General features: G+C 55.8%; 21 protein-coding genes. 3 read left to right on the top strand and 18 right to left on the bottom strand.

Features of this window, described 5'->3' with window-relative positions:
• The 3 genes from ACP7BV_RS26225 to ACP7BV_RS26215 form a co-directional block, all read right to left on the bottom strand.
• A partial coding sequence (locus tag ACP7BV_RS26225) for a hypothetical protein (RefSeq protein ID WP_426107831.1) occupies window positions 1–225 on the bottom strand: 225 nt, incomplete at its 3' end.
• A gap of 106 nt (window positions 226–331) precedes the next feature.
• Complete coding sequence (locus ACP7BV_RS26220) at window positions 332–706, bottom strand: recombinase family protein (protein WP_426107830.1); 375 nt, start codon at window positions 704–706, stop codon at window positions 332–334.
• Entirely contained in the window at window positions 703–1,308 is a 606-nt protein-coding gene (locus ACP7BV_RS26215; RefSeq protein ID WP_426107829.1) for a recombinase family protein, read from the bottom strand. The genes ACP7BV_RS26220 and ACP7BV_RS26215 overlap by 4 nt, the downstream gene beginning before the upstream one ends.
• A gap of 297 nt (window positions 1,309–1,605) precedes the next feature.
• Between ACP7BV_RS26215 and ACP7BV_RS26210 the strand changes: the two genes are divergently transcribed.
• Window positions 1,606–2,265, top strand: coding sequence for a hypothetical protein (locus ACP7BV_RS26210; RefSeq protein ID WP_426107828.1), 660 nt, complete (start codon window positions 1,606–1,608; stop codon window positions 2,263–2,265).
• A 649-nt stretch (window positions 2,266–2,914) separates the two neighbouring features.
• On the opposite strand, the gene ACP7BV_RS26205 is transcribed toward ACP7BV_RS26210, so the two are convergent.
• The 15 genes from ACP7BV_RS26205 to ACP7BV_RS26135 form a co-directional block, all read right to left on the bottom strand.
• On the bottom strand, window positions 2,915–3,166 hold the full coding sequence (locus ACP7BV_RS26205) for a hypothetical protein (protein ID WP_426107827.1): 252 nt from the start codon (window positions 3,164–3,166) through the stop codon (window positions 2,915–2,917).
• A gap of 59 nt (window positions 3,167–3,225) precedes the next feature.
• A complete protein-coding gene (locus tag ACP7BV_RS26200; protein ID WP_426107826.1) occupies window positions 3,226–3,525 on the bottom strand; it encodes a hypothetical protein in 300 nt (99 codons plus the stop codon).
• Window positions 3,516–4,352 carry a TraX family protein gene (locus tag ACP7BV_RS26195; protein WP_426107825.1) on the bottom strand — a complete coding sequence of 279 codons (837 nt, stop codon included), beginning with the start codon at window positions 4,350–4,352 and terminating at the stop codon, window positions 3,516–3,518. The genes ACP7BV_RS26200 and ACP7BV_RS26195 overlap by 10 nt, the downstream gene beginning before the upstream one ends.
• Window positions 4,353–4,398: 46 nt before the next feature.
• Window positions 4,399–4,992: a transglycosylase SLT domain-containing protein gene (locus ACP7BV_RS26190; RefSeq protein WP_426107824.1), complete on the bottom strand. Its 594-nt coding sequence runs from the start codon at window positions 4,990–4,992 to the stop codon at window positions 4,399–4,401.
• A 43-nt stretch (window positions 4,993–5,035) separates the two neighbouring features.
• Window positions 5,036–6,745 carry a P-type conjugative transfer protein TrbL gene (gene trbL / locus ACP7BV_RS26185; RefSeq protein ID WP_426107823.1) on the bottom strand — a complete coding sequence of 570 codons (1,710 nt, stop codon included), beginning with the start codon at window positions 6,743–6,745 and terminating at the stop codon, window positions 5,036–5,038.
• Between the two features lie 186 nt (window positions 6,746–6,931).
• Window positions 6,932–7,714, bottom strand: a complete 783-nt coding sequence (trbJ, locus tag ACP7BV_RS26180) for a P-type conjugative transfer protein TrbJ (protein WP_426107822.1) — start codon at window positions 7,712–7,714, stop codon at window positions 6,932–6,934.
• A 15-nt stretch (window positions 7,715–7,729) separates the two neighbouring features.
• Window positions 7,730–9,196 (bottom strand): TrbI/VirB10 family protein, encoded by a 1,467-nt coding sequence (locus tag ACP7BV_RS26175; RefSeq protein WP_426107821.1) that lies wholly within the window; start codon window positions 9,194–9,196, stop codon window positions 7,730–7,732.
• Window positions 9,197–9,200: 4 nt separating this feature from the next.
• A complete protein-coding gene (locus ACP7BV_RS26170; RefSeq protein WP_426107820.1) occupies window positions 9,201–9,650 on the bottom strand; it encodes a conjugal transfer protein TrbH in 450 nt (149 codons plus the stop codon).
• Between the two features lies 1 nt (window position 9,651).
• The gene (gene trbG / locus ACP7BV_RS26165; protein ID WP_426107819.1) at window positions 9,652–10,695 is read right to left on the bottom strand and encodes a P-type conjugative transfer protein TrbG; all 1,044 of its coding nucleotides are present in this window, start codon (window positions 10,693–10,695) and stop codon (window positions 9,652–9,654) included.
• A gap of 11 nt (window positions 10,696–10,706) precedes the next feature.
• Window positions 10,707–11,495 carry a VirB8/TrbF family protein gene (locus tag ACP7BV_RS26160; protein WP_426107818.1) on the bottom strand — a complete coding sequence of 263 codons (789 nt, stop codon included), beginning with the start codon at window positions 11,493–11,495 and terminating at the stop codon, window positions 10,707–10,709.
• Window positions 11,492–14,029, bottom strand: a complete 2,538-nt coding sequence (locus ACP7BV_RS26155; RefSeq protein ID WP_426107817.1) for a VirB4 family type IV secretion/conjugal transfer ATPase — start codon at window positions 14,027–14,029, stop codon at window positions 11,492–11,494. The genes ACP7BV_RS26160 and ACP7BV_RS26155 overlap by 4 nt, the downstream gene beginning before the upstream one ends.
• Window positions 14,026–14,337, bottom strand: a complete 312-nt coding sequence (locus tag ACP7BV_RS26150) for a conjugal transfer protein TrbD (protein WP_426107816.1) — start codon at window positions 14,335–14,337, stop codon at window positions 14,026–14,028. Before ACP7BV_RS26150 ends, ACP7BV_RS26155 begins: the two co-directional genes overlap by 4 nt.
• Window positions 14,338–14,339: 2 nt before the next feature.
• Complete coding sequence (trbC, locus tag ACP7BV_RS26145) at window positions 14,340–14,765, bottom strand: conjugal transfer system pilin TrbC (RefSeq protein WP_426107815.1); 426 nt, start codon at window positions 14,763–14,765, stop codon at window positions 14,340–14,342.
• A 10-nt stretch (window positions 14,766–14,775) separates the two neighbouring features.
• Window positions 14,776–15,741 (bottom strand): P-type conjugative transfer ATPase TrbB, encoded by a 966-nt coding sequence (gene trbB / locus ACP7BV_RS26140; RefSeq protein ID WP_426107814.1) that lies wholly within the window; start codon window positions 15,739–15,741, stop codon window positions 14,776–14,778.
• A 255-nt stretch (window positions 15,742–15,996) separates the two neighbouring features.
• On the bottom strand, window positions 15,997–16,368 hold the full coding sequence (locus ACP7BV_RS26135) for a transcriptional regulator (RefSeq protein ID WP_426107813.1): 372 nt from the start codon (window positions 16,366–16,368) through the stop codon (window positions 15,997–15,999).
• A 1,677-nt stretch (window positions 16,369–18,045) separates the two neighbouring features.
• Between ACP7BV_RS26135 and ACP7BV_RS26130 the strand changes: the two genes are divergently transcribed.
• On the top strand, window positions 18,046–18,615 hold the full coding sequence (locus ACP7BV_RS26130; RefSeq protein ID WP_426107812.1) for a hypothetical protein: 570 nt from the start codon (window positions 18,046–18,048) through the stop codon (window positions 18,613–18,615).
• Window positions 18,616–18,788: 173 nt separating this feature from the next.
• A complete protein-coding gene (trfA, locus tag ACP7BV_RS26125) occupies window positions 18,789–19,601 on the top strand; it encodes a plasmid replication initiator TrfA (protein WP_426107811.1) in 813 nt (270 codons plus the stop codon).
• Window positions 19,602–20,943 lie beyond the last annotated feature (1,342 nt).

Below are 20,943 nucleotides of genomic sequence, written 5' to 3'. Positions count from 1 at the left end.
AATTCCACCACAACAACCAAGATCAGGACATAATTTGTTCAAAAAACACACCCGACAAGTAGTCTGACACAGGGGGGTGATGAGGCCATAAAGAAGATCGTCCTGAATAAAGATGAGCTGCTGACGCAAATGTGCCTCGAAGTCGATATCTCTACCGGTGGAACGAGCATACGCCCGTTGGATCGGGAAAATGTAATCTTGCCGGGTCGTATTAAATTCTTTCATGGACTTCTCGTTGGTTAACAAGCATGGAATTTAGGAGTGGAGAGATCATTATATTGACAAGCTCTCCCAACAACGGGGCTCGCGCAATTGGAATCGCCAAATGTCGCTACTCGACGGCCAGCAACCCGAGCTGGCGCCCGCCGGCCGGAAGGTGACGATAGAGCGTCGCCAGGGACACGCCGACGACGCTGGCCACCTCCTTCGGCGCCTGGCCTGCATCGAGCAGCTTTCGCGCAGCTTCAAGCTTCGTTGGCGTCATGGATGGCCGTCGCCCGCCCACCTTGCCAGCCAGTCGGGCCGCGGCCAAGCCGGCGTTAGTCCGTTCCAGGATCAGCTCGCGCTCCATGACTGCGAGCGCGGCCATGACGTTGAAGAAGAACCGCCTAGCAGCTCCCCTGGTGTCAATCCCGTCCGTCAGCGACCGCAGGTCAATCTTGCGGCCTTCGAGCGCAGCTGTCGTTTTCAGAAGACGACTGCTCAAATGTCAGGAGTCGGCTGCATTACTGAAGTGTGCCTTGCGCGTACTCGCATGATGGACTGGCGAGTCGTACCGTAGTCGCGGGCGACCTTGGCCACCGACTCGCCAGCCACGAGGCGTACCATTGCGTCGGCTTGCTGCGCTGTCGTCAGCGCTGGTCGACGCCCCAACGTCTTTCCTTCAGCACGCGCACGTGCGAGTCCTGCCTGGGTCCGCTCTACCAGCAGATCACGCTCAAACTCGGCCACCGCACCTAGCACGCTCATGGTCATCTTGCCAGCAGAGCTGGTTAGATCGACGCCGCCGAGCGCTAAGCAATGCACACGGACAGAATCGGCTGCAAGCTGCTCGACCGTGGCTCGAACGTCCATAGCGTTACGACCAAGACGGTCCAACTTGGTCACAATCAGCACGTCACCAGGCTCAAGGCGGTCAAGCAAGCGAGCAAACTGGGGACGCTTGCCGGCCGCGACGCTACCGCTAATGCTTTCGCGAACGATCCGACGTTTGTCTACGGCGAAACCAGCGGACTCGATTTCATGGATCTGGTTGTCGGTGTTCTGATCGACTGTACTTACTCGTGCATAAATGAAAGTTCGAGACATCTGGCGGCCAAATTAGTACGAAATGGGAGTACTAATTGTATGGCATGTCCGATATTCGTACTAGCTATTTTTCGTACATTAAATTTTGATATGTACGAAAACGATCGAATTCGTACTCCTAAAAAAGACATAACTCATCAATATTGTTGTAACATCTATATCTACTTGGGTTCTTTGAGTTAGTGACGTGTAATTAAATGATGCCCCCTATCCTCACAACCTCGAATCCAATTGGTCAATACTTAAGTAGCACTATCGCTTTGGGAAATTTTCCTGAACTTCAACGAAGGAGTGTGTATGGCAACTTTTTTGGAAATCCTTGAGGCAGGTTTATTTCTGATGAAACAGAATATGAAAGCGGAGCCGCTAAATATTCCTGGAGTTGTTTCACCATCACCAACATCTTCATCCAGCTTATCCGCTTCCAGCTCGGCAGCCTCGGCCGCGTCTAGCTCGGCAGCCTCGGCTGCGTCTCCGCCCTTTACGCAGGATGAAGCACGCGGTCTAATGCAACACTTAAGAGAATTTGCCTCCGAACTGGATAATCTACAGGTTCACCTAACTGCAGCCATTCCGTCTGGCGCTATTGTTTTGGCATTAGCTGGTAGGAGGCCGTCTGGGTTGAGGATACCGATAGAGATAGCTCGCCATATTGTTCATGGTGTGCGGGGAAGGGACGCCGACCCGGAGACGGGCGCTGAAGCTGAACCAGAGCAAGCCCCGTTTGTGCACCGTGGACCTTGGACAAAAGAAATATTTTATTCTCATCTCAGGTATAAACTTGGAGAAATCGGATTGAGAGTTGCGGCTTATAAATCAGCGCAGGTTAATATGGTCGTTCAGCGTCTTTTTAATGAGGCCTGTGCCAGAGGGATCGTCAGGGTGCAGAAGACAAACAGTGAATTGAATCTTGAAATCCTAGAAGGAAAGCTATTTTTTAAAAAGCAAAAACGTTAATTGCCACGGCTTCCGTAGGCCTTCTGCCCCAATATTGGAACACCTTCCGAGGGCAAGATCGCTTAACCTGGTAGGTCTTACCGTTGCACCTCAAACCCGGTGTAGGGCCCGCAAAGCGCCTGGAGTAGTCTTCGGCGTGCGAAAGGGCCCCTTTTCTGTAGACGCTTTTTGCTGAGTGTATTAGTTGGCGGTGTCAGCATCGAGGGCTGGCACACCAGCCCGGTTGAGCGGTTGGTCATGGCGCGGGTTTTGCGACATGTCTAGCGCGATGTAGGGGTTTGAGGTGCAGTGGAACGGCAAACCGAGTTAAGCTTTTGCCACCTGGTTATCAAGCCGGTGCGCGACACTTCCGTCCAGCTGCTGAGCGAGCTAGATGATGTCGTGGATTCCGAACGGGCGCAGCGCCGGCCGGCGCCTCCCAGCCGCGTCGGCGGCATCGCAGGCTTCATTCCGTGTCAGCACTGACAGACGACTCAAAGCCGTCCCTTCGGCTCGGGAGCGTATGATACTGACGTTGGTGCGTTCGATCAATAGGTCGCGTTCGAATTCAAAAACAGCACCAAGCATGCGTATGTTCATCTTGCCCGCCGTTGCGAGGACTGGCCCAAATGGCTTAACCGTGTTTTACGTTCCACTGCACCTCAAACCCCTAGAACGTATTGGACCATTGAGCCAGCGCCGCGACGGCGGCGGTGGCGCCGCAGGCGATGGCACCTACCCATGCCAGCTCAAGCATGGTTCGCAATTTAATCGCACGTTTTACCTGGCGAGCATTCGGGCACTTCTTCGATATCACGTAGACCCGACCCTGCGGGCTGTCGGCGACTCCAACGTGTCCATCCTTCATGGCTCGTTTCAGAGCTGGCGGGTTTGGCATCCATTTAGATGAGAGCGGGTTCATGTACTTTTCCTACCCAGTTTTAAGAGTGATCGATAGATTTAACTTGTCCATATTTTCCTCTATAGATTAACCGAAATGAGTTTCAGTCGAACAGCAGTGCCTTTTTCAATGATTGCTTCCAACTCGACCTGCTTCATGTTCTTCAGTCGGCCCGTTAAGGCCGCAACCGCAGTCTCTTTGATCCCACCCGTGGCCGCCGCCAAGCCACTGGCGACATGCGACACCGTCCACAAATTGTCGCCGAGCGAAATCGACTTGTGCACGGCGAACTGGTGCCGCTTAAATTTAGACTCAACAACCTCGGCGGGGATAATGTATGGTTTGCCGTCTTGATCGAAAACCGTCAGTCTTATTTGCATTGCGATTTTCCTTGCTCAGTTGTAGGTGGTGCGAACGATAGAGCGAGCAAATGGATTGATTTCTGCATGCAATTTTCAGTCAAAAGAAGAGGTATCCCGATTCGCTTATCGGGATCCGGATCAGCCGGAGCAAGACCAGGTGCGCGGGGTAGTAAGAGTAGAAGACCCAGCGGCATTCGAGGGATATTCGGGTTGGCGCCAGAAGCGACTAAAGCGATCGGCACCGCCACCAAGGCCCAGTGATTGCCGTTGATGTACCAGAAGCCGGCAAGGGCGGCTGCAGCGAGTCCAACGGCACACCAGGACGGGTGCCGACAGTAAAGCCAAATGGCCAAGCCGAGCGCCAATGCGGACCACAGGAATTCGACCAATGCACCGGCAGCGAGGAACACGCCAGCAGCGCACACCTGGCCGGTCAGCGTGCCGCGATCGAGGAGCATCAGCATGCCGCAGATGGCAGCCAACGTGAACATGATGTTCAGCGGCCACCAGCCGGCGACCAGGCCGCCGAGTGCGACGAAGACTGGCATCGTGAAGCACCCGATAACCACGAGGCGCCAAACAGTCCGATGGTACGCGCCGCGGACCATCGGACCAGGCCGTGCGAGGTTGTATGCCAGAACGAAGACGAAGAGCGGCATTGCTATCCGGCCACCGTCAAACAACCATTCCTTGGTGCCGTTGAACAAGTACTTGTTGATGTGATCGCCAGTCATCAGAAACAAGGCGAGCCACTTGACGGCCTCGAGTGCGCCGTCGGCTGTAATAAGCCGTGGAAGTGTTCCCCGAGCAATTGGGCAATCCGTAGAAGAGCCAGGTATGTACATGGTATTTAGCCGCTAAAGAGGTCGTAGGGCCAGCGCTGCTTCGTATTCATCGCATATTCCCCCCGAGCGCCGCGTTGGTGCCTACGATCAAACGGCGCGGGACATATTTAGGTGTGGACCATGCTGGCGTGCTGACAGGCGCGGCTACCGGCGCGCGCTGTTCCGAGCTGGCCGCCGTCGTGTGCGCATCAGTCGGCAAGGCCTGGTCGTACGTCTGGTATCGCTTGCTCAGCCAGTCGGCCCACTTGGCAGCGCGCACCATCAGATCGGTCCGGTACACCTTGTTAAATTGAGGTGTGCGCGAATGGTAATTCGCCGCTCGTGTCCACACGTCGCCCGTGTCGTTCTTGATATGCTTGCGCAGTCTCCATGCTGCCAGTTCGAACGAATAGCATCCCGACGCCGCTACGTGGCTCGGGGCTATCCCGTATTGCGCCAGCTCCCGCAGGTAATTCGTGTTGAACTGCAGCGGCCCTACGTCGTGGCTCCCGTTGCTGCTGTTGCGGACCCACTGCCCTGCTCTACCGTTCTCCTTTTCAGCTACCGCCAATACAATATTCGCGGGAATCTCGTACTTAGCCGCCGCCGTGATGGAGCAGACAACACGTTCTTGCATATATGGTGGGAGGTCGAGAGGCATGATTTGTCCCTTTTGGGTGTTAGCTCTCTTGGCACCTGATCCATTAAGAGGTTTTTGAGTTGCCGTCGCGGAAGGCCGCGATTTCTTCTGCCGCGTCTGCCGCTTCGGCTGACCCAGCGCCGGCGCCAAGACTGTTTTCCGCAAATGTCGCCGACTCAGTGCCAACACTGGCGGCATCCCGTCGCGCCTGGATGGCGGCCGCGATCCGTCCGCCCGTCGTATCGGCGATGCGGTCCTTCGCACTGTCTTTCATTTCCAGCGCACGTTCTTTTGCAATGTCATAGGAGCCTTGAGCCAGATTCACGACAGTGCCAGCTGCGATCCTGCCCGCTTTGGCCGCCATCGCGCCGGCCGAGGCGGCTAGCTTGCTCCCCTTGCTGCCGCCAGCAGTTCCTTTGTCGCCGGCACCGTTCCCGCCGCCCGAACTTGAGTTGGTCGAGTCGGAGCCACTAGCGTTACCTTCGGCGCTGCCCGAGCTGCCCGAGCTGTCCGAGCCGCCCGAGCTGCTGCCGGCCGAGCCGCCATCTTCCTCGCTCGAGTTAGTCGCACCGCCCTCGCCGGCGCTGGAGCCGCCCGAGCCACCAAAGCCCGCGCTACTGCTAGAGCTGCTGCCCGTACCGCCCATTGCGGCCGCAAGCGCACTTCCACCTCCGCCACCAGCACCACCACCGCCACCTGACTCGCCACCACTGCCGCCCGCAGCGCTCATCAGCGCAGACATGCCGGCGCCACCCCCGCCGCCGCTTTCTGAAGCACTCGCTTTGGAAAATGCAGCCATTAGAGCCTGAGCACCTCCCGCTGCATTTGCGGCGCCCGCCATCGCAGCGGCACCACCAGATGCAACCGCTGCCCCAGCCATTGCGATACCACCCATGAGCGTGCCTGCGCCTACCCCGGCACCCGACCCACCGCCCGCCAATCCTGCCAGGCGAGCCGGAATCTTGTTGATGAGGAGCGCAAGGACGGCACAAACACAGAACACCACTAAGAGTTCATACGTGGACGAGCCATCGAGATTGGCATAAAAGCTGTCGATCACACTGGTAGCAATTCCCACCAAGAGTGTCATCGTCATTAACTCCATTCCCACTCCCAACATGGCTTTGAAATAACCAATTGCCATATCCGAAGTCCAGCGCGAGCCACCAAACCCCAAAATAAATATTCCCGCATAAGCCATAACCCAGGCATTTACCAGTGCAATAAGAATGTTTGCCGCCACAACGCACATGCAGACCAATACGGCAGCAGAAATCAATACAATACCCAGGTTGTTAATAGGTGTAGTCCAGCTAAGAGTCAAAAACGCTTTTTTCACAATGTCCAAACCAATCGCAACCGGCATGGACGGTTGGAGACTTCCGACGCCAATCGGAGTACCCGCAGCTCTCGCGCCTATTTCCTGCATAGACTTAATAATCGAAACTGCCATTGCGGGCCCATGAGACAATAACCACCAAAAGAATCCGGTAGTGATCGTGAACTTCACAAACTCGGCAAAAAACTCGCCGATATCTGCCTTTCGCAACGCCATCATTCCAAATGTCCACACCATGCTAATGGTGACTAATGCCCAAAACAACCAGGTAGCGTATCCCGTAACCACAACGCCCCAGGTTGCGCTTTGATTATAGAATCGCAGAGTTACATCATTCAACAAACCACCGCCCGTAGAAGGTGCAGCGATCGCAGGCAACATCATAGCGGCAAGGAATAATGCGAAGACTGAATTACGGAATAATCTGGTGGACATGCTATTTGCCTTTTGGACTTTGTTTATCTGCGGGTAACCAGTTGTTGTCAGCCCTATCACTCGGCGGTGGGACGCGATATCTAATGGCGTGATCCGCCTTTCGCTGCGCGTCGAGCTGCTCCTGCTTGTTATCGCAACCGCCTAACGCGAACACAAGACATAGAAAACATGGAAATAGTTTTTTCATCATTGCCACCTGTTATCAGACCGGTTTGATGGATTGGGGACCGCAAAACTCTTATCGCTCGCTGCCTGCTGTTTAGCTTCGTTGTCAGCGAGAGCTTGATTGCGAGTCGCAATCGCATTTTGCTGAGCAATCAACAAACCGCGAATTTGCAAAAGCTGATTAGCCTGACTGCTCGCCAGTTGGTTGGCATAACCAATAGCCTGTAATTGGCCTGTAGCGCCCCGCGCGCCGGACTGGAGTCGCTGGAGTTGGGTCGCGTCTGCCTCCATAGCATCCTGTTGCTTGTCCAACCCGCGGAACAAAGCATCAGTCGCTTTCTTCTGAGATTCAGCCCCCCACTTTTCATCGTTTTTCATCGCAGCCCACTGAGCCGGCGTACACCCACTTACAGAGTAGCAAGGGGATGCGCGGTAAGCAGCCGTATCCTTGAACTTGCCCAGGTACGCATCGATGCTGCCCAAGTTCGTTTTGTAGTAATTGAGCGTGTCGATAGAGGTACGTAGTCGATTCATCGTGGTAGTCGCGGCATCCCAAATTTGCTGCGACGGCTGCGTGGTGTTTTGCAGCATGTTTTCGTACTGCTGCAACTGCGTTTGATACTGCTGAATCTGCTTTGTGGTGTGGGTGATACTCTCCATCACATTCATGATGTTCTGGTGCAGGTTGGCCCCGTCAATGACGGGCATGCTGGCATAAGCCGGAGTGATGAAGCCAGGGATCGAGGACACGGCCATCAACAAGGCGACTTTAGCGGCTAAAACTTTGCGGGTAAACGGTTTCATAGTTTCTCCTTGGAGTTAATAATCAAAAGCCCTGTAAGGCTTCGAGAACGTCATATCCTTTGTGACCATGACGTTGAAACGATACCCCGGCCGGATTTCCAGGGTTGGCGCTACATTCAAGTTTTTCGCGATGAGCTGGGCCGTCACAGTGCCCAACTGCTGCCCCAGCGCCTCGCTCATTGCGCTGCTGGCGGTCGGACGGCTGTTAGTCGTAGCCCGGTCCGGCTGGCTCATCGCCACGCCAGCCGTAACTGCGGACATGAGGAAGGCAGAACCGAACAGCCGGACGTAATGGTTATTCACCTGGTCCTTCAATCCAGCGTAGCCAGCGCTATCGGCACCAGGCATCGAACCAATATCCATGGCTTTGCCGTCCGGGAAGATGATCCGCTGCCATCCAATCAAAATGCGCGACTGGCCGAAGGCAACATCGCTGGTGTAGCTCCCCACCAAGCGCGAGCCTTGCGGAATCAGCGTGTATTTTCCGCGCGGCGTGTCGTACACGTCATGACTAACCTGCCCCATGATCTGGCCAGGCAGTTCGGAGTTGATTCCCGATATAAGCGTCGCCGGGATTACGAAGCCGGCGCGCAGCTCGTACGGCGAGCGGGGCGCTTCCGGCTGTGACTCAAGGCGCCAGCGGTCGCCCTGCCCCGATCCCGCGAACTGGCTAACATCATTGCGGGCTGCTGCCGTTTGGACCAGCTGCGGTGCCCCGCCGCCGAGGCCGCCGCCGTCCTGTCCTGCGCTGGCACCGGTCGGGACTATGCCGGCCCCCTGCAACTGCTGCAAACGGGCCTTGTAGGCCGCCGTGGGATCGTCACGGGTGGCAGCGTCAATCTGCTGACGCACGGCCGCGATCCGCTGCAGGGCTTCTTCGCGCGTAGCCGGTGCGTTGCCCTGGGCGCCCACCATGGCCGCCCCCGCTGATACCGGACTTGACCCCGCGCTGCGCGGTGGCGCGTACGAAACACTGGATTTCGCCCGAATTGCTTCCAGCAGAAATTGTTCTTTCATCTGACGGATGCGCTCAGCTTGTTCGTCGACCGGGCTGCGCTGCTGCTGGACCATCTGCTGCTGCGATGATGACGGCGGCTGCATTTGCGCACCGTCTGGCGGGGACGGCGGCAGATCGAGGTTGGCCGGCTGTACCACCGCCACCGCCCCCGCAGGCACATTCAGGTCGGACACCGACGGCGGCGCGGCCTTGGCTTGCACAATGCCTTCCTTTTGGTCGCCAGCGATCTGCATGGCGAAGTTATTGGTGTCGCCCCCCTTCTTCTCGGCGGCAGCCTGCATCGGTTCGTTCTGCTTCGTAGCCCTGTCCATCGCGACGATCAGCATAATCAGCAGGAACGCGCCCAGGCCGGCGCCGATGAGGTAGAGCGGCATGTTGTTGACGCGGCGAACCCCGCTGCGCTTCTTCGACTGCTCACCCGGCGAAGCATCAGGGGACATGTCATCTTCGGTATTGGTGCTCATTGATCTACTCCTTCCGTACCCAAGCGCCGGCCGGCACTACCGCCCCGCCGGCCGACTGGTAGACCCTTGACAGGGTTTGGCTGTTGACGAGTACCGTGACGCGGTATAGACCCGCCTCAAGCGGCTGGTCAATGACGTAAGCTAGCGACTGCTCGCCAGCTGCCAACGCCGGGGGGCGCGCCCCTGGCTTGAGCTCTGCCACCGCGTAGCCTTTGGTTCGCATCTCAGAAACCATGTTGATGCCGAAGGCGTCAGGCGTGGCGTGCTGCAGATTGAACCTGGTCTTGGCGGGCGGGTACAACGCGGCCAGCTTCTTTACCACGTCATCAGCGATCGCCTTGTCGTCGCTCGCCACGGGAGCCTTCACAAAGCTGCCGTACTTAGCCGGCGCACGGATGGCCGCGCAGCCGGCCAGGCCGGCGACTAGCAGGATAACTAGAGCGGTCTTGAGCATGTCATTTCCCCTTCGTGATTGTCACGCGGTCCTGGCCGCGCCCGACGCCGGCAATCAGGATCGCCTTGTCGAACACGGCATCCACTATGTAGCGGTCGCCCTGCACGCGATAGCTCACCTGAACGGTTTCATCGTCGGTGAACAGGCTGCCCTCTTTGCGCACGACCAGGAGTGTCGGCGCCTCGGTGTGCGCCATCGCGGCGGGCATCTGGATTACGGTGCGCACGCCATCGTTGTAGACACGGACTGGCTTCCAGCGGACCTTGCCGTCAATTGAGTACTTGAAGTTCAAATCACTCAGAATTTCCTTCGTCTGCGGAATCGTCTGTTCAGCCTTTTCCCGAACCTCACGGCTGCGCATCGCATCCCACTTGGCCGCCGCGTCTTCTGGATACGTGAAGCCTACATACGGCATGTACTGTGAGCGATGCGATCGCAGCTTCATGTGGTAAGTGCGGCGATTGGTCGTGACGGTCAAGGTCGTATCCAGGGCCACATCGAGTGGCTTGATGATGAGGTGCTGCACCTCGCCGGCACCGACACCGCTGATGGCCGGTTCCACCGTAAACCTTGGATCGCCCATGTGCAGGTTGTTGACCTGCTCGCCTGGCTGCAGCTCCACATCGCACACTTGCAACACCGCGCAGACAATGTTGATCTGCTGAACCCCGTAGACAAAGCGCACCAGGCCATTAGGGCCGGCGACCGGCTTCATGCCCTTGGCATCGGCGCCGGCCGCTTGCCACTTCTGCGCGATGGCAATCGCGTTCCTTTCCTGCGCCGTCAGCTTAGGATTCTGCTTCGAGAAAAAAGCGTCGGCGGGATTGTCGGCTGCGGCGCGGTTTGCTGCCGCCCTGGCCGCCGCCCTGGCCGCCGCCCGACCAGCGGCAACGCGTTCGGCGCTCGGCTGGTTGAAAGCCAGTTTGTCGGCTGCAGCATTGTCAGCCGGCACCGCCACCATGACCGCTGCCGGTGCCGGATTATTGGCCGCCTGGCCGAGCAGGGGCAGCGTACCCAGGATCATTGCTACGAACTGTTTTTTCATGGAGTTGCCTCTTAAAATTTGCCTTGGGGTGACCACGAAAAATCGCGTACATGGACACCCAACGGGTTGTCCCGAATCTGCTGCTCCGTGGTGTCAGAAGTCGGCGCGATGGTGTAGACCGTCACCAGCGCTCGCCAGCGCTGAGGCTTACCCTTCATCGCACCTTGGCGGTCGCGGGTCGTTTCGATCCAATCGACTTGCCATGTTTCGCCAGCCTGATACAGCACCGTGTCAATTTCCACGCTTACGGTCTCGGTTTCGGCTCGCTTGAACGGATTGCTCGCCTCATTTCCGTTGAGATATTCGTTAGCCTTAACGGTCGCCGCATCGTTAGCAGACAACATCGAATACACATGGAAAACGCCTTTACGCTGCAGCGCGATATCTGGCGTGACCATACGAATATTTGAAACCCACGAAGCCACGGACGAATGGATGACGGCGTTGCGGGCGGCGGCATCGTCCGGGCCGGCGCGCTGCGCCGGGCCCACGGCCGCTGCCTGCCCCAGCCTGGTAACCTCGACCACGTACGGCACCCATTTGGACTGGCTACCGATATAGGTCATGCCGCCGACCGCTGCGAGTGCGATCAGGAGCGAGAGGACGCCCAAAAGCTGGAACATCTGCCGGCTGGCCAGGTTCGCCGCGCCGATATGATTCCAGGTTCTGCGCGCATTCAAGTAGGGATTTGGATTTTCCCCCTGGCGTCGTCCCCCTTCAATGACCTCATCGCCCCGGCGCTCATCGCTGCCGCTCGGCTTCTTGTAGATCAGCCCCTTAATTGTGTTTGCGAAATTCATGCTTTAGCTCCGTAGTCGTTGAGGTTGAGGCCCTTCATGGCGAGCCATTCATGCATCCAGTTATCGCCATGCACAGCTTCCAGCTCCTTGATCTTGGCAATGGATTTTTTGTCGGTCGAGCCGGCAAATGCTAGTGCCAGCGGCCCCACGGCAGCCTCGTAGAGTCTGCAGCCGGCCTCGGAGACAACGTAGTATTGACGCTTCGGGATCGCCGTCGCGACGATGTCGATTTGTTTGGTATTGAGTCCGGTCTGTTTGTACAGTGCCGTCGCGGCCTCGGCCCTGGCTTCCTTGTTGGGTAGGTAAATCCTGGTGGAGGTCGATTCGATAATCATGTTCATGATCCCGCTCTTGGCGGCTTCGGCAAGGCTCTGCGTCGCCAACACAACGGCGCAATTCTTTATCGCGAAGGACCGCAGCATTTCCTCGATCTTGTCCCTAAAGGCTGGGTGGGCCAACATCAACCAGGCTTCATCAATGAGGATCATCGCCGGCTGACCGATCAAGCTGACTTCGATCCGCCTGAAGATGTACAACAGCACCGGCAGCGTGTATTTCTCGCCGAGCTTCATCAACTTCTCCATCTCGAATGTCGTGAACTTCGACAGACTGAGGCCGTCTTCTTCCGCGTCGAGAATGTGGCCCATCAGACCATCGACCGTATATTGTTTTAACGCCTCTCGGATCGACTTGTCCTGGATCGTCAGCACAAAATCGCTCATGGTCTTGCCGCCGCTCTTCTTCATGTCGAAGACCGCTTCGCCGATCGCATTGCGTTGCTCCGGCGTGGTGATGACGCCATTGAGCCCGCAACAGATGTCGATCCAGCCCATGGCCCAGGCACGATCGCTCTTGGTTTCCAGGAACTGCAGCGGGCAGAACGCCAATTTGCTGTCGTCGGCAGCTATCTCGTAGTGATCACCGCTCACGCCTTTGGTGGTCGGGTACGCCGACATGCCCTTGTCGAACCAGTAGATCGACATGCCCGCGTAACGTCGGGCTTGCAGGGCGATCAGTGCCAGCTTGGTCGATTTGCCCATGCGGGTCGGCCCGAGCATCAGGGTATGGCCGAGGTCGAGCCAATGCAGGTTGAGCCGGAACGGCGTGGCGCCGTGCGTCACGCCGCTCATGAGCGGCGGCGAATTCGGCGGGTACATCGGACACGGTGCGTAATTGAGGCCGGTCCAGATCGTACTGGTAGGAAGCAGGTCGGCTAAGTTCATCGTATTGATTAGCGGCCGACGTACGTTCTCCACGCCATGGCCTGGCAGGCTGCCGAGGTAGGCGTCGAACGTATTGACGGTTTCAACGCGGGCGCTAAAGCCGATACGGTTGATGGCTTTTTCAAGCATGCCGGCCGACGCTTCCAGCTTGTCCCGATCTTCATCCATGAGGACGACAACACTGGTGTAGTAGCCCTGTGCGACCAGGCCGCTATTGGCCTCTGCGATGGCCGAGGCGGCGTCCGCCACCATCGACATGGCGTCCTCATCGATCACGCCTGAATTGGTATTGAACACCTGATCGAAGAAACCACGAATCTTCTGCTTCCACTTCTTCCGGAACTTGTCCAGGTGCGCGACGGCTTCATGGTGGTCCATGAAGATGAAACGCGACGACCAGCGGTACTCGCAAGGCTGTTCGCCCAGGGCAGTAAGGATGCCAGGCGTGGATTCCAGAGGAAAGCCGTCGATGGACACCACCTGGACGAATTTGCGACCGATCTTCGGCACGACGCCAGACCACACTTCCTGCGCCCCAATGAGTGAGTCGAGGTACATCGGGTTGTTGGGCAGTTGGATCGGATGGTTCAGGCCAGTGACGCAGAACTGCAGCCAGCGCAGGAAGTCGTCGTGCGTGACCGTCGAGCCGTCCTCCTGGACGACCTTCTGGCCCCGCAGGCGTGTCGTCTTGACGGCACCGGACATACGCGACTCGATGTTCGTGCAATCGCGCTTGAAAGCGTCGATCAACCCTCGAGTGCGCGTGCGGTGATTCCGCACTTCTGTTTCGTCATCGAACATCATTTCGATGAATTTTTTCTCGGCCAGCAGCGGTGGAAAGTACGTCACGGTCAGCACGAAGAAGCCTTCGTACATGGTACCCAGGCTTTCAAAGAGCCGACGCCGCTCTTCGTCAATAGCCTCCGAGAGCGGGTCGGGGAAACTGGACGCCGATGCCGGCGAATAGCTTGGCGCCGGCCGGCGCACCGCGTCCACGTGGATCATCCAGCCATTGCCCATCCCGGACAGCGCGTTGTTAAGCCGAAATGAGACCATTTCGCGCTGTTCGTCGGTGCTGCTGGCATTGTCCTCGCCCTGGTACAACCAGGAGGCCATGAACGAACCATTTTTGCCGACGATGATGCCGTCATCGACTAGTGCGGCGTAATTTAAAAGGTCGACAAAGCCTGCGTCCTTGGAGCGGTGCTTTTTTAGCTCCAATTGGCCGTTCGCGGCCTGGATGCGCTGGAACATCAGCAGCAGCATCACGGCCCCGAGGGCCGCAATGGCGATGGTTATGGAGGTAATCATTTGTATTGCTTCCCTTGACTGGTGGGATTGATGCGAAAGGGGGTACTGCGCGCCGAGTAATACGACTTGTACTTACGCTGTCGTATGTAGACGAGACGCATAAGCGGGTCGGACTTCGCCATTTTTCGGAACATATACAACGCGCCGAACCACAGTCCGAGGCCAATCACAGTCGCCCTCAACTCTTGTGCGCTGAATATCAGCGCAAATGCCATCAGCCCGGTAAACATCACCAGTTCACGATCCCCGCCCATGAACAAGTTGTGTCGATTGCCGGCCCGACGAATGGGAATCGCGCGGAGTGCCATGACTATGCAACCCGGCCGGTGACAGCCATTGCCATAACTTGCACTTGCGTGGCCGCCGCATCGCCCAGGGCCGCAATTTCGGCGCCGCGACCAAAGAGGGTGCTCATCATGTTTTGTGCGCCAACCAGCAAGGCCATCACAAGCACCAGGAACACCAAGGTGCGGAAGAAACCATTCAAATCGCCACCGAAGATAAGGACACCGCCGGCAATCACGATGCCGATGAGCGACAGCGAGAACGCTACTGGCCCTGTTACGGAATTACGTAAAACGACAAGCCAGGGTTCGTATGGCAGGCCTCCGCTCTCGCCGGTGGACGCCATGGCCTGCGGCAGCAGGAAGATGCAAGCAATGACAAGCGCGAAGGCGATGCAGAACATCGTGGAGCGATTGAGGGTGCCTGGTTGTGGATACAGAGTAGTGTGCATGTGAAAGCTCCTAGAGAGGTTTGGTGATGTATTTGCCGTCGGCGTAGCCGGAAATCTCAAGGACTTCCTGTACTACCCGATTGCCGTCAGGGGTGCGGGCGATATGAACAACAACATGAACCGCGTCGCCTATCAGCGGTTCAATCTTCCGCGGCGCCGCTTCGTTCCGACCGATAAGCGATGCCAAGCGATCAAGGCCTGAACTGGCCGTGTTGGAATGCAGCGTTGCCGCCCCCCCTTCGTGCCCGGTATTCCAAGCGTCGAGCAGGTCGAGCGCTTCCGCGCCGCGTACCTCGCCCACTAGAATCCTGTCCGGCCGCATGCTCAGAATGAGCTTGAGCAGAGCCGTCATCGACGTTTCAATCGTTGTGTGGTACTGGACGTAATTCTCGGCTGCACATTGAATTTCAGCCCTGTCCTCAATGATGCAAATGCGCTCAGTGGGATCGCAGAGGACCATTTCGTTGATGATCGCGTTGACCAGGGTTGTCTTGCCCGAGCCAGTGCCGCCAATGACTAGGATATTGCGATGTTTTTTGACGGCCGCCTTGATCGCGTCACAGTGGCGCTGCGACATGACACCTGACTCAACGTACTGCTCTAAGGTGTAGATGGCGATGGCCCTCTTACGAATCGCGAAGGTCGGACCCGTCACAATTGGTGGGAGTTGCCCGGCGAAACGTGAGCCATCGAGCGGCAACTCACCCTCAACCTTTGGGTCGGTCGCAGTGATGGTCTTGTTGAGACAGCTCGCCACTGTTTTGATGATGGCCGTGCCTTTTGCAGCGGGTAGATCGCCGATGCACTTCATTTTCTCGCCCAGGCGCTCCTGCCACATGCGGCCATCGGCGTTAAGCAAGATTTCGACCGTCCTTGGGTCGTGTAAGGCGGCCAATAGAATTGGCCCCATATCGCGTTCAAGCTTGCGCTTGGCCCGTTCGCTCCAAACGTCAGTGCCGTCGTCTGAGTCGTTCATGGTATTCCCTCCGTCAATATCGTCAATTCTACACGACGAAGGATATACCGAAACCCTGTTTCAAACAATCTTATTAAAAATTTATCGCTTTAATCGAATATTTGTTGTTGTACATCAAATGGTGCCAACGCTGGATTTCATAGGGGGATTTGCTTGCCACTAGTCCGCCCGGAAGGGGGCTGCAGACACGTTGCGTGTCTGCGATTGCGTGAAGTTATTTAGCTGCTAAAGTTTCCTGCCGTCGCCCTGGGTCTCCTATCGAACCCTTCTTTTCAGCAATCTTTTGCGGTTCTGCTCGTCCCATTGTCGTACGGAAAAAGCCTGAAATTCTGTAAGGATGGCTGTATATCGAACAAATCCCTCTGGAAGACTGTTGACTACCTGCCCTCCCGCCAGCTCGGCGAGCGTTGCCCGATCCAAATCGGTTATTTCCAACAGCTCTGGTAATGATGTTTGCAACGCCTCGGCGATCAACTCCATGACTTTAAGCGACGGGTTGGCCTTGCCATTGGTAAGGTCCGATAGGAATGACACTGATATGCCAGCCTTGTCCGCAAGCTCGCTTTTTGTCATGTTCCGCTCATCAAGCAGGCGCAAGATGTTGGTGAATAATATTTGGTTGTACACGGGAGGCCATTTAGTTTTTATAATCAGCCGGAATTTTAGCCGCTAAAGTCCGGTCAAGGTAATTGTCTAGCTGGATTAGATGCACGCAGTCAACACATCGACCGTGCGACCGTTCTCTAGCTTCAATTTCTTGACAATATTACCCGTGATACGGCCAATCGGGATACCCCTGTCCGCAGAGTAAAAGGGGGGTGCATCATTGTTAAACGTCAAACGACGTGACGTTTCGAGCCGTGTAGGTGGAAGCTCGGGGAATTTGGGGTTTGAGGTGCAGTGGAACGGAAAACCGAGTTAAGCCTTTGGCACCTGGTTATCAAGCCGGTGCGCGACACTTCCGTCCAGCCGTTGGGCGAGCTAGATGATGTCGTGGATTCCGAACGGGCGCAGCGCAGGCCGGCGCCTCACAGCCGCGTCGGCGGCATCGCAGGCGCCATTCCGTCTCAGCGCTGACAGACGACTCAAAGCCATCCCTTCGGCTCGGGAGCGTACGATACCAGGGCAAGGCCGTCTTCGACGACGCCAGCAGCGTAGGTGCATCGTAGGCTCCAAGTGAGCGATTACGATACGCGGGCGGCGGGACGGCGCGATTGAGCGCCGCCAATGGTGTTGAGGTGCGCAGAGGTAGTTAGCGTTGAAGCAGGGCTGAGAGATGAGCTTCAAGTGTTGGAAAGCCCTGAGCATACGAACATGAAGGAGCGCACCCGGCTAACCCCTGCCGGTACGCCCGGTGCTGCGCACCCTCGAAACGCTTAGCTATACCATAAGCTTGTTTTTAGACTAAATGTAGTTTAAATATTTGTTTTAATACTATATTTAGTATTTTGCCCAACGAGAAGATGCGTAGGTTAGCCTGGTCGCTGAACATGGTTATTGCTGATTTGCAGAGGGGAAGGGAAAACGGGGAAAAATAAATTGTTGAGGAAAAACAACACTAGGCCAAAAAATCAACAGTATTCCTTGATATTTTCGACATTTAGTGTTTGGAAATGTTTTCTCTGTTACAATTGTAATTGGATAGGTAGGTGGTCCGCTCAGGCGGACGTGTTGAGTCGCGTCAACAAACCGTCTGCCTGGGGAAGTCACCTAAATGACTAACTCTTGAAAGGATATACATTGTATACCGACCTCATCCAAGCGGCTTTGGTAGCGTTCGCGTCAGCAGTAATGACCGCACACTACCTTCAAGAAGCCGTGAAGCACCTGTTGCACCTGATGTAACCGCAAGACCCATATGTAAGTAATAGGTAGTGCTTGAGCAGATACGGGAATATCTGCTTATTCCCCCGCTAGGCTAATCAGCTAGCGGGTTTTTTTGTCTAAGGGATAGTGTTTGTAAGGCATACCGGCATGCGGCGAGACCTTACTTTACTTCTATAGTCTCCTCAGACGAATAGCAGTATGACTCTTAAATAGCAGCGCAACAAGCATGAAAATCGTCTCAAAAAGCAACTTTGGCCCTACTTCAACTGGGAACACTACGAGTACAATAGGGAGAACAGGATTACACTGAGAACAAGGAGCACGTAAACGCTGTCAACTTGTTGATTATAAAGACTGTGTAGTCATCATATGGTGACGTTGAAGTTGTGGAAATGTAAGAGATAGGGTACACTTCCTATGTAATTTCTGAGTTCTTACGCTACTTACTTCTGTTCTACCTATTTTTCTAAGTGAATAATGGTCGCTCTCATCAACAAAAAAGTTCGTTCTGCAGACGGCAAGCGGCGCCAGCTACGTGACACCTATTGGCCTGATATCTCCAATCACACGCTCTGGTTGCGCAAGGTTAGAGTTGGCTTTACCACGATACCCAGGACGATGAGTATTATTGGGCGGATCATGGACCAGCTATCGGGTAAGGGGCTTCCCCTTTTTGGCACCTACTTAGCCTTGTGGTGCCGCGTTTATGATGAAGCTTTTGTCGAGATCCGAAATGACAGAGAGCTAGCGTTCGAGTCAGGATTCAGCGGTACCCGCGGGGAGGTCACTTGGCGCACGAGGATGCGACGGCTTGAATCGCTTGGATTTATCGAAATCCGATCCGGCCTGGCCAGTGACGTGCAATACGTCCTAATTCTGAATCCCATCCAAGTGATCGCCGGCATCTACGAGCGGGATAAGTTGGCCAAGGACATGGCGTACATGGCTTTGATGACGCGGTTGATTGAGGTAGGGGCTAACGACTTGGACGAGGAAGACAGCGCTTTCCAAATCCTGGAAACTGAAGTAATTAAGGCCAACGGTTAACCCCCTCTTTGCAATTGATTGCAAAGACCGGGCATTGGCACCTCCCACCCGTACGTATACGCTAAAACTAGTCTCTAAAGATGACAGAGAAAACTACAAGCAGCACTCGCCCTCGACGTAAGCCGCCAGTTGCGAAGGCGGTCGGCGTCTCGGAGGGAGATCAAGTCCCTCAGATGTCGCTTGAACTGTGGCCGGACGCCGTACGAGGGGTGCCAAATGCCGCGCTGCGTGGCGCCCTTTTTTCGATCAGTCAAATTCGGGCTACTGCCAAAAAACGCACGCTTGTTGCTGCAGTCGACGGAATAGAAGTTCGAGTCCAGGGCGAACGGTTTAACCAAAGCGACTTGGACGTATGGGAGATGCTGCTCCACTTCGCGCGCGAGCGCCCCCTGGGCAACAGGGTTGAATTTGCGTCGAACGCGCTTCTTAAAGCTCTCGGCCGCAGCACGGGTGGGACACAGCATGAACAGCTACGAGAAGAAATTACCAGGCTGCGAAGTGGTACCGTAGAGATCACCTGGACGACCAATGGGAAGGCCTTCGGTGGCGGCCTAGTCAGCGAGTACTTCTACGACGACGTAACTCAAAGCTACGTCGTGATCTTTAGTGAAAAAATGCTCAGCCTGTATGAAGGCGGCTACTCGCACATCGACTGGGAGCAACGCAAGCTGTTAGGCAATAACAACCTGGCCAAGTGGTTGCACGGCTTCTACTCTTCGCATGCGGATCCCTTTGCCTACAAAGTCGAAACGATACGTAAGCTTTGCGGTAGCAAGCACGACCAACGTTTGGGCGATTTTCGTAAGCTACTACGTGTGGCGCTGGAAAAGCTTGTAGGGCTCGGTGCAATCTTGAGTTGGAACATCGATTCGAAATCCGATCTTGTCACTGTCGTCAAAACGCCTTCCGCTAGCCAACAAAGACACCTTCAGCGGAAACGCTTGAAGAGCGAAGATCCGGCATTTGACTCCCCTGATGATAACTAGCGCCGCTTGCTACGGCATTTGGCTCCCGCCACCACGATCCGCGTGCGGCATCCCACTCCCGGTATATGACGAGAGTAGCCAGCTGCTGCGGCATCTGACTCCCGCCACCATGATCGGCCTGCGGCATCCCACTCCCGATACAGCCTCCCTAACCCCATAACTACGGCATTTGACTCCCGCGTTGCCCCTTTGGTAGCTCGCTACCCACCGTCGTACACCCCCTAATGAAGGGTTTGGTGGGGACAAAGGCACTGAATAAGCCCTCCCGCGGTATAGCTCACGGCATCCCACTCCCGGATATCGTACGGCATCCCACTCCCGCGCTTGCGGCATCTGGCTCCCTCTTGTGCGGCAATTGACTCCCGACAGCACGGCATCCCACTCCCCCAAAAGTTCACTTTTCCATAGGTAACTTTCAGAGTGCTAATACTTCTTTAATAAATCTTTTAATAGCGCACGTTCCGTAAGCTTCGTTTAATCAACCACCCCGCCCGCCAACGGGCACCCCTGAGGGGAATCTAAGACTGCGCTTCGCGCAAAAGGAAGACTGGAACACCATAAATGAGGGCTGCGCCCTCGTAACCCCTACTCAACAACAACTAGACGCGACGTAGGCGTTACGATTTTGATTTTTCGATTTTTAATAGGGATTTAAAAAAAACTAGCCGGATCGACCCCGCTTGCGGGGCTAGATTCGCGAAGCGAATTCGACCGGAGGCAAGCGATAGCGCGCCAGGCGTTGATTTGCACACCGGGAGTCAAATGCCATACCTCGCTGTCCCCGACCGGCTTGCTGGAGGCAAGCCGGGTGAACAGTCGGGTGCCCCTAACGGGGCATCCTCGCTCCCTCGCCTTCGGCATCGGTCCTCGGACTCAAATCGCCCTCCTAAGCGATACGTACACTTGTACATCGAGCTTCCAAAAAGACAGTCTATCGATTAGTTCCTGCAGCTTTTAATGGCGAATATTCCAGTCGAATAATTTATAAGTGGTTGATTTTAAAGAATATCGTAGTTTCGTTATTGTGTAGCAACTGCTAAATCTGCAATAGCCGGACGATGATTGTCACTGTAGGGATGTACTTCAAGAATCGGTAGCTGCCGCTTAGTCTCCGATTTTTCCGTTTTTCTTATTTGCCTCATGTAGCGCCGCATTCGAGCGATTTTTGCCATGTCTAAGGGTATCTTTTAAAAGCGACCCTCTCCTGGTGTCAATTTCCGGCATTAAGGCGCCACCCATTTCCGGCGTAATGGCGCCACTTTGACCACCGATTTCAGGGGCTCAAACTGGGTTGCAAGAATGCTCGATTTTGAGCGTTTTGGCAACATCGTTTTTTGACGTA

It is taken from the genome of Massilia sp. TSP1-1-2, from assembly GCF_049896185.1.
GTDB lineage: Bacteria > Pseudomonadota > Gammaproteobacteria > Burkholderiales > Burkholderiaceae_D > Telluria_A.
Note: the sequence above shows the minus strand (reverse complement) of the source record. Positions and strands in the feature narration are given on the sequence as shown.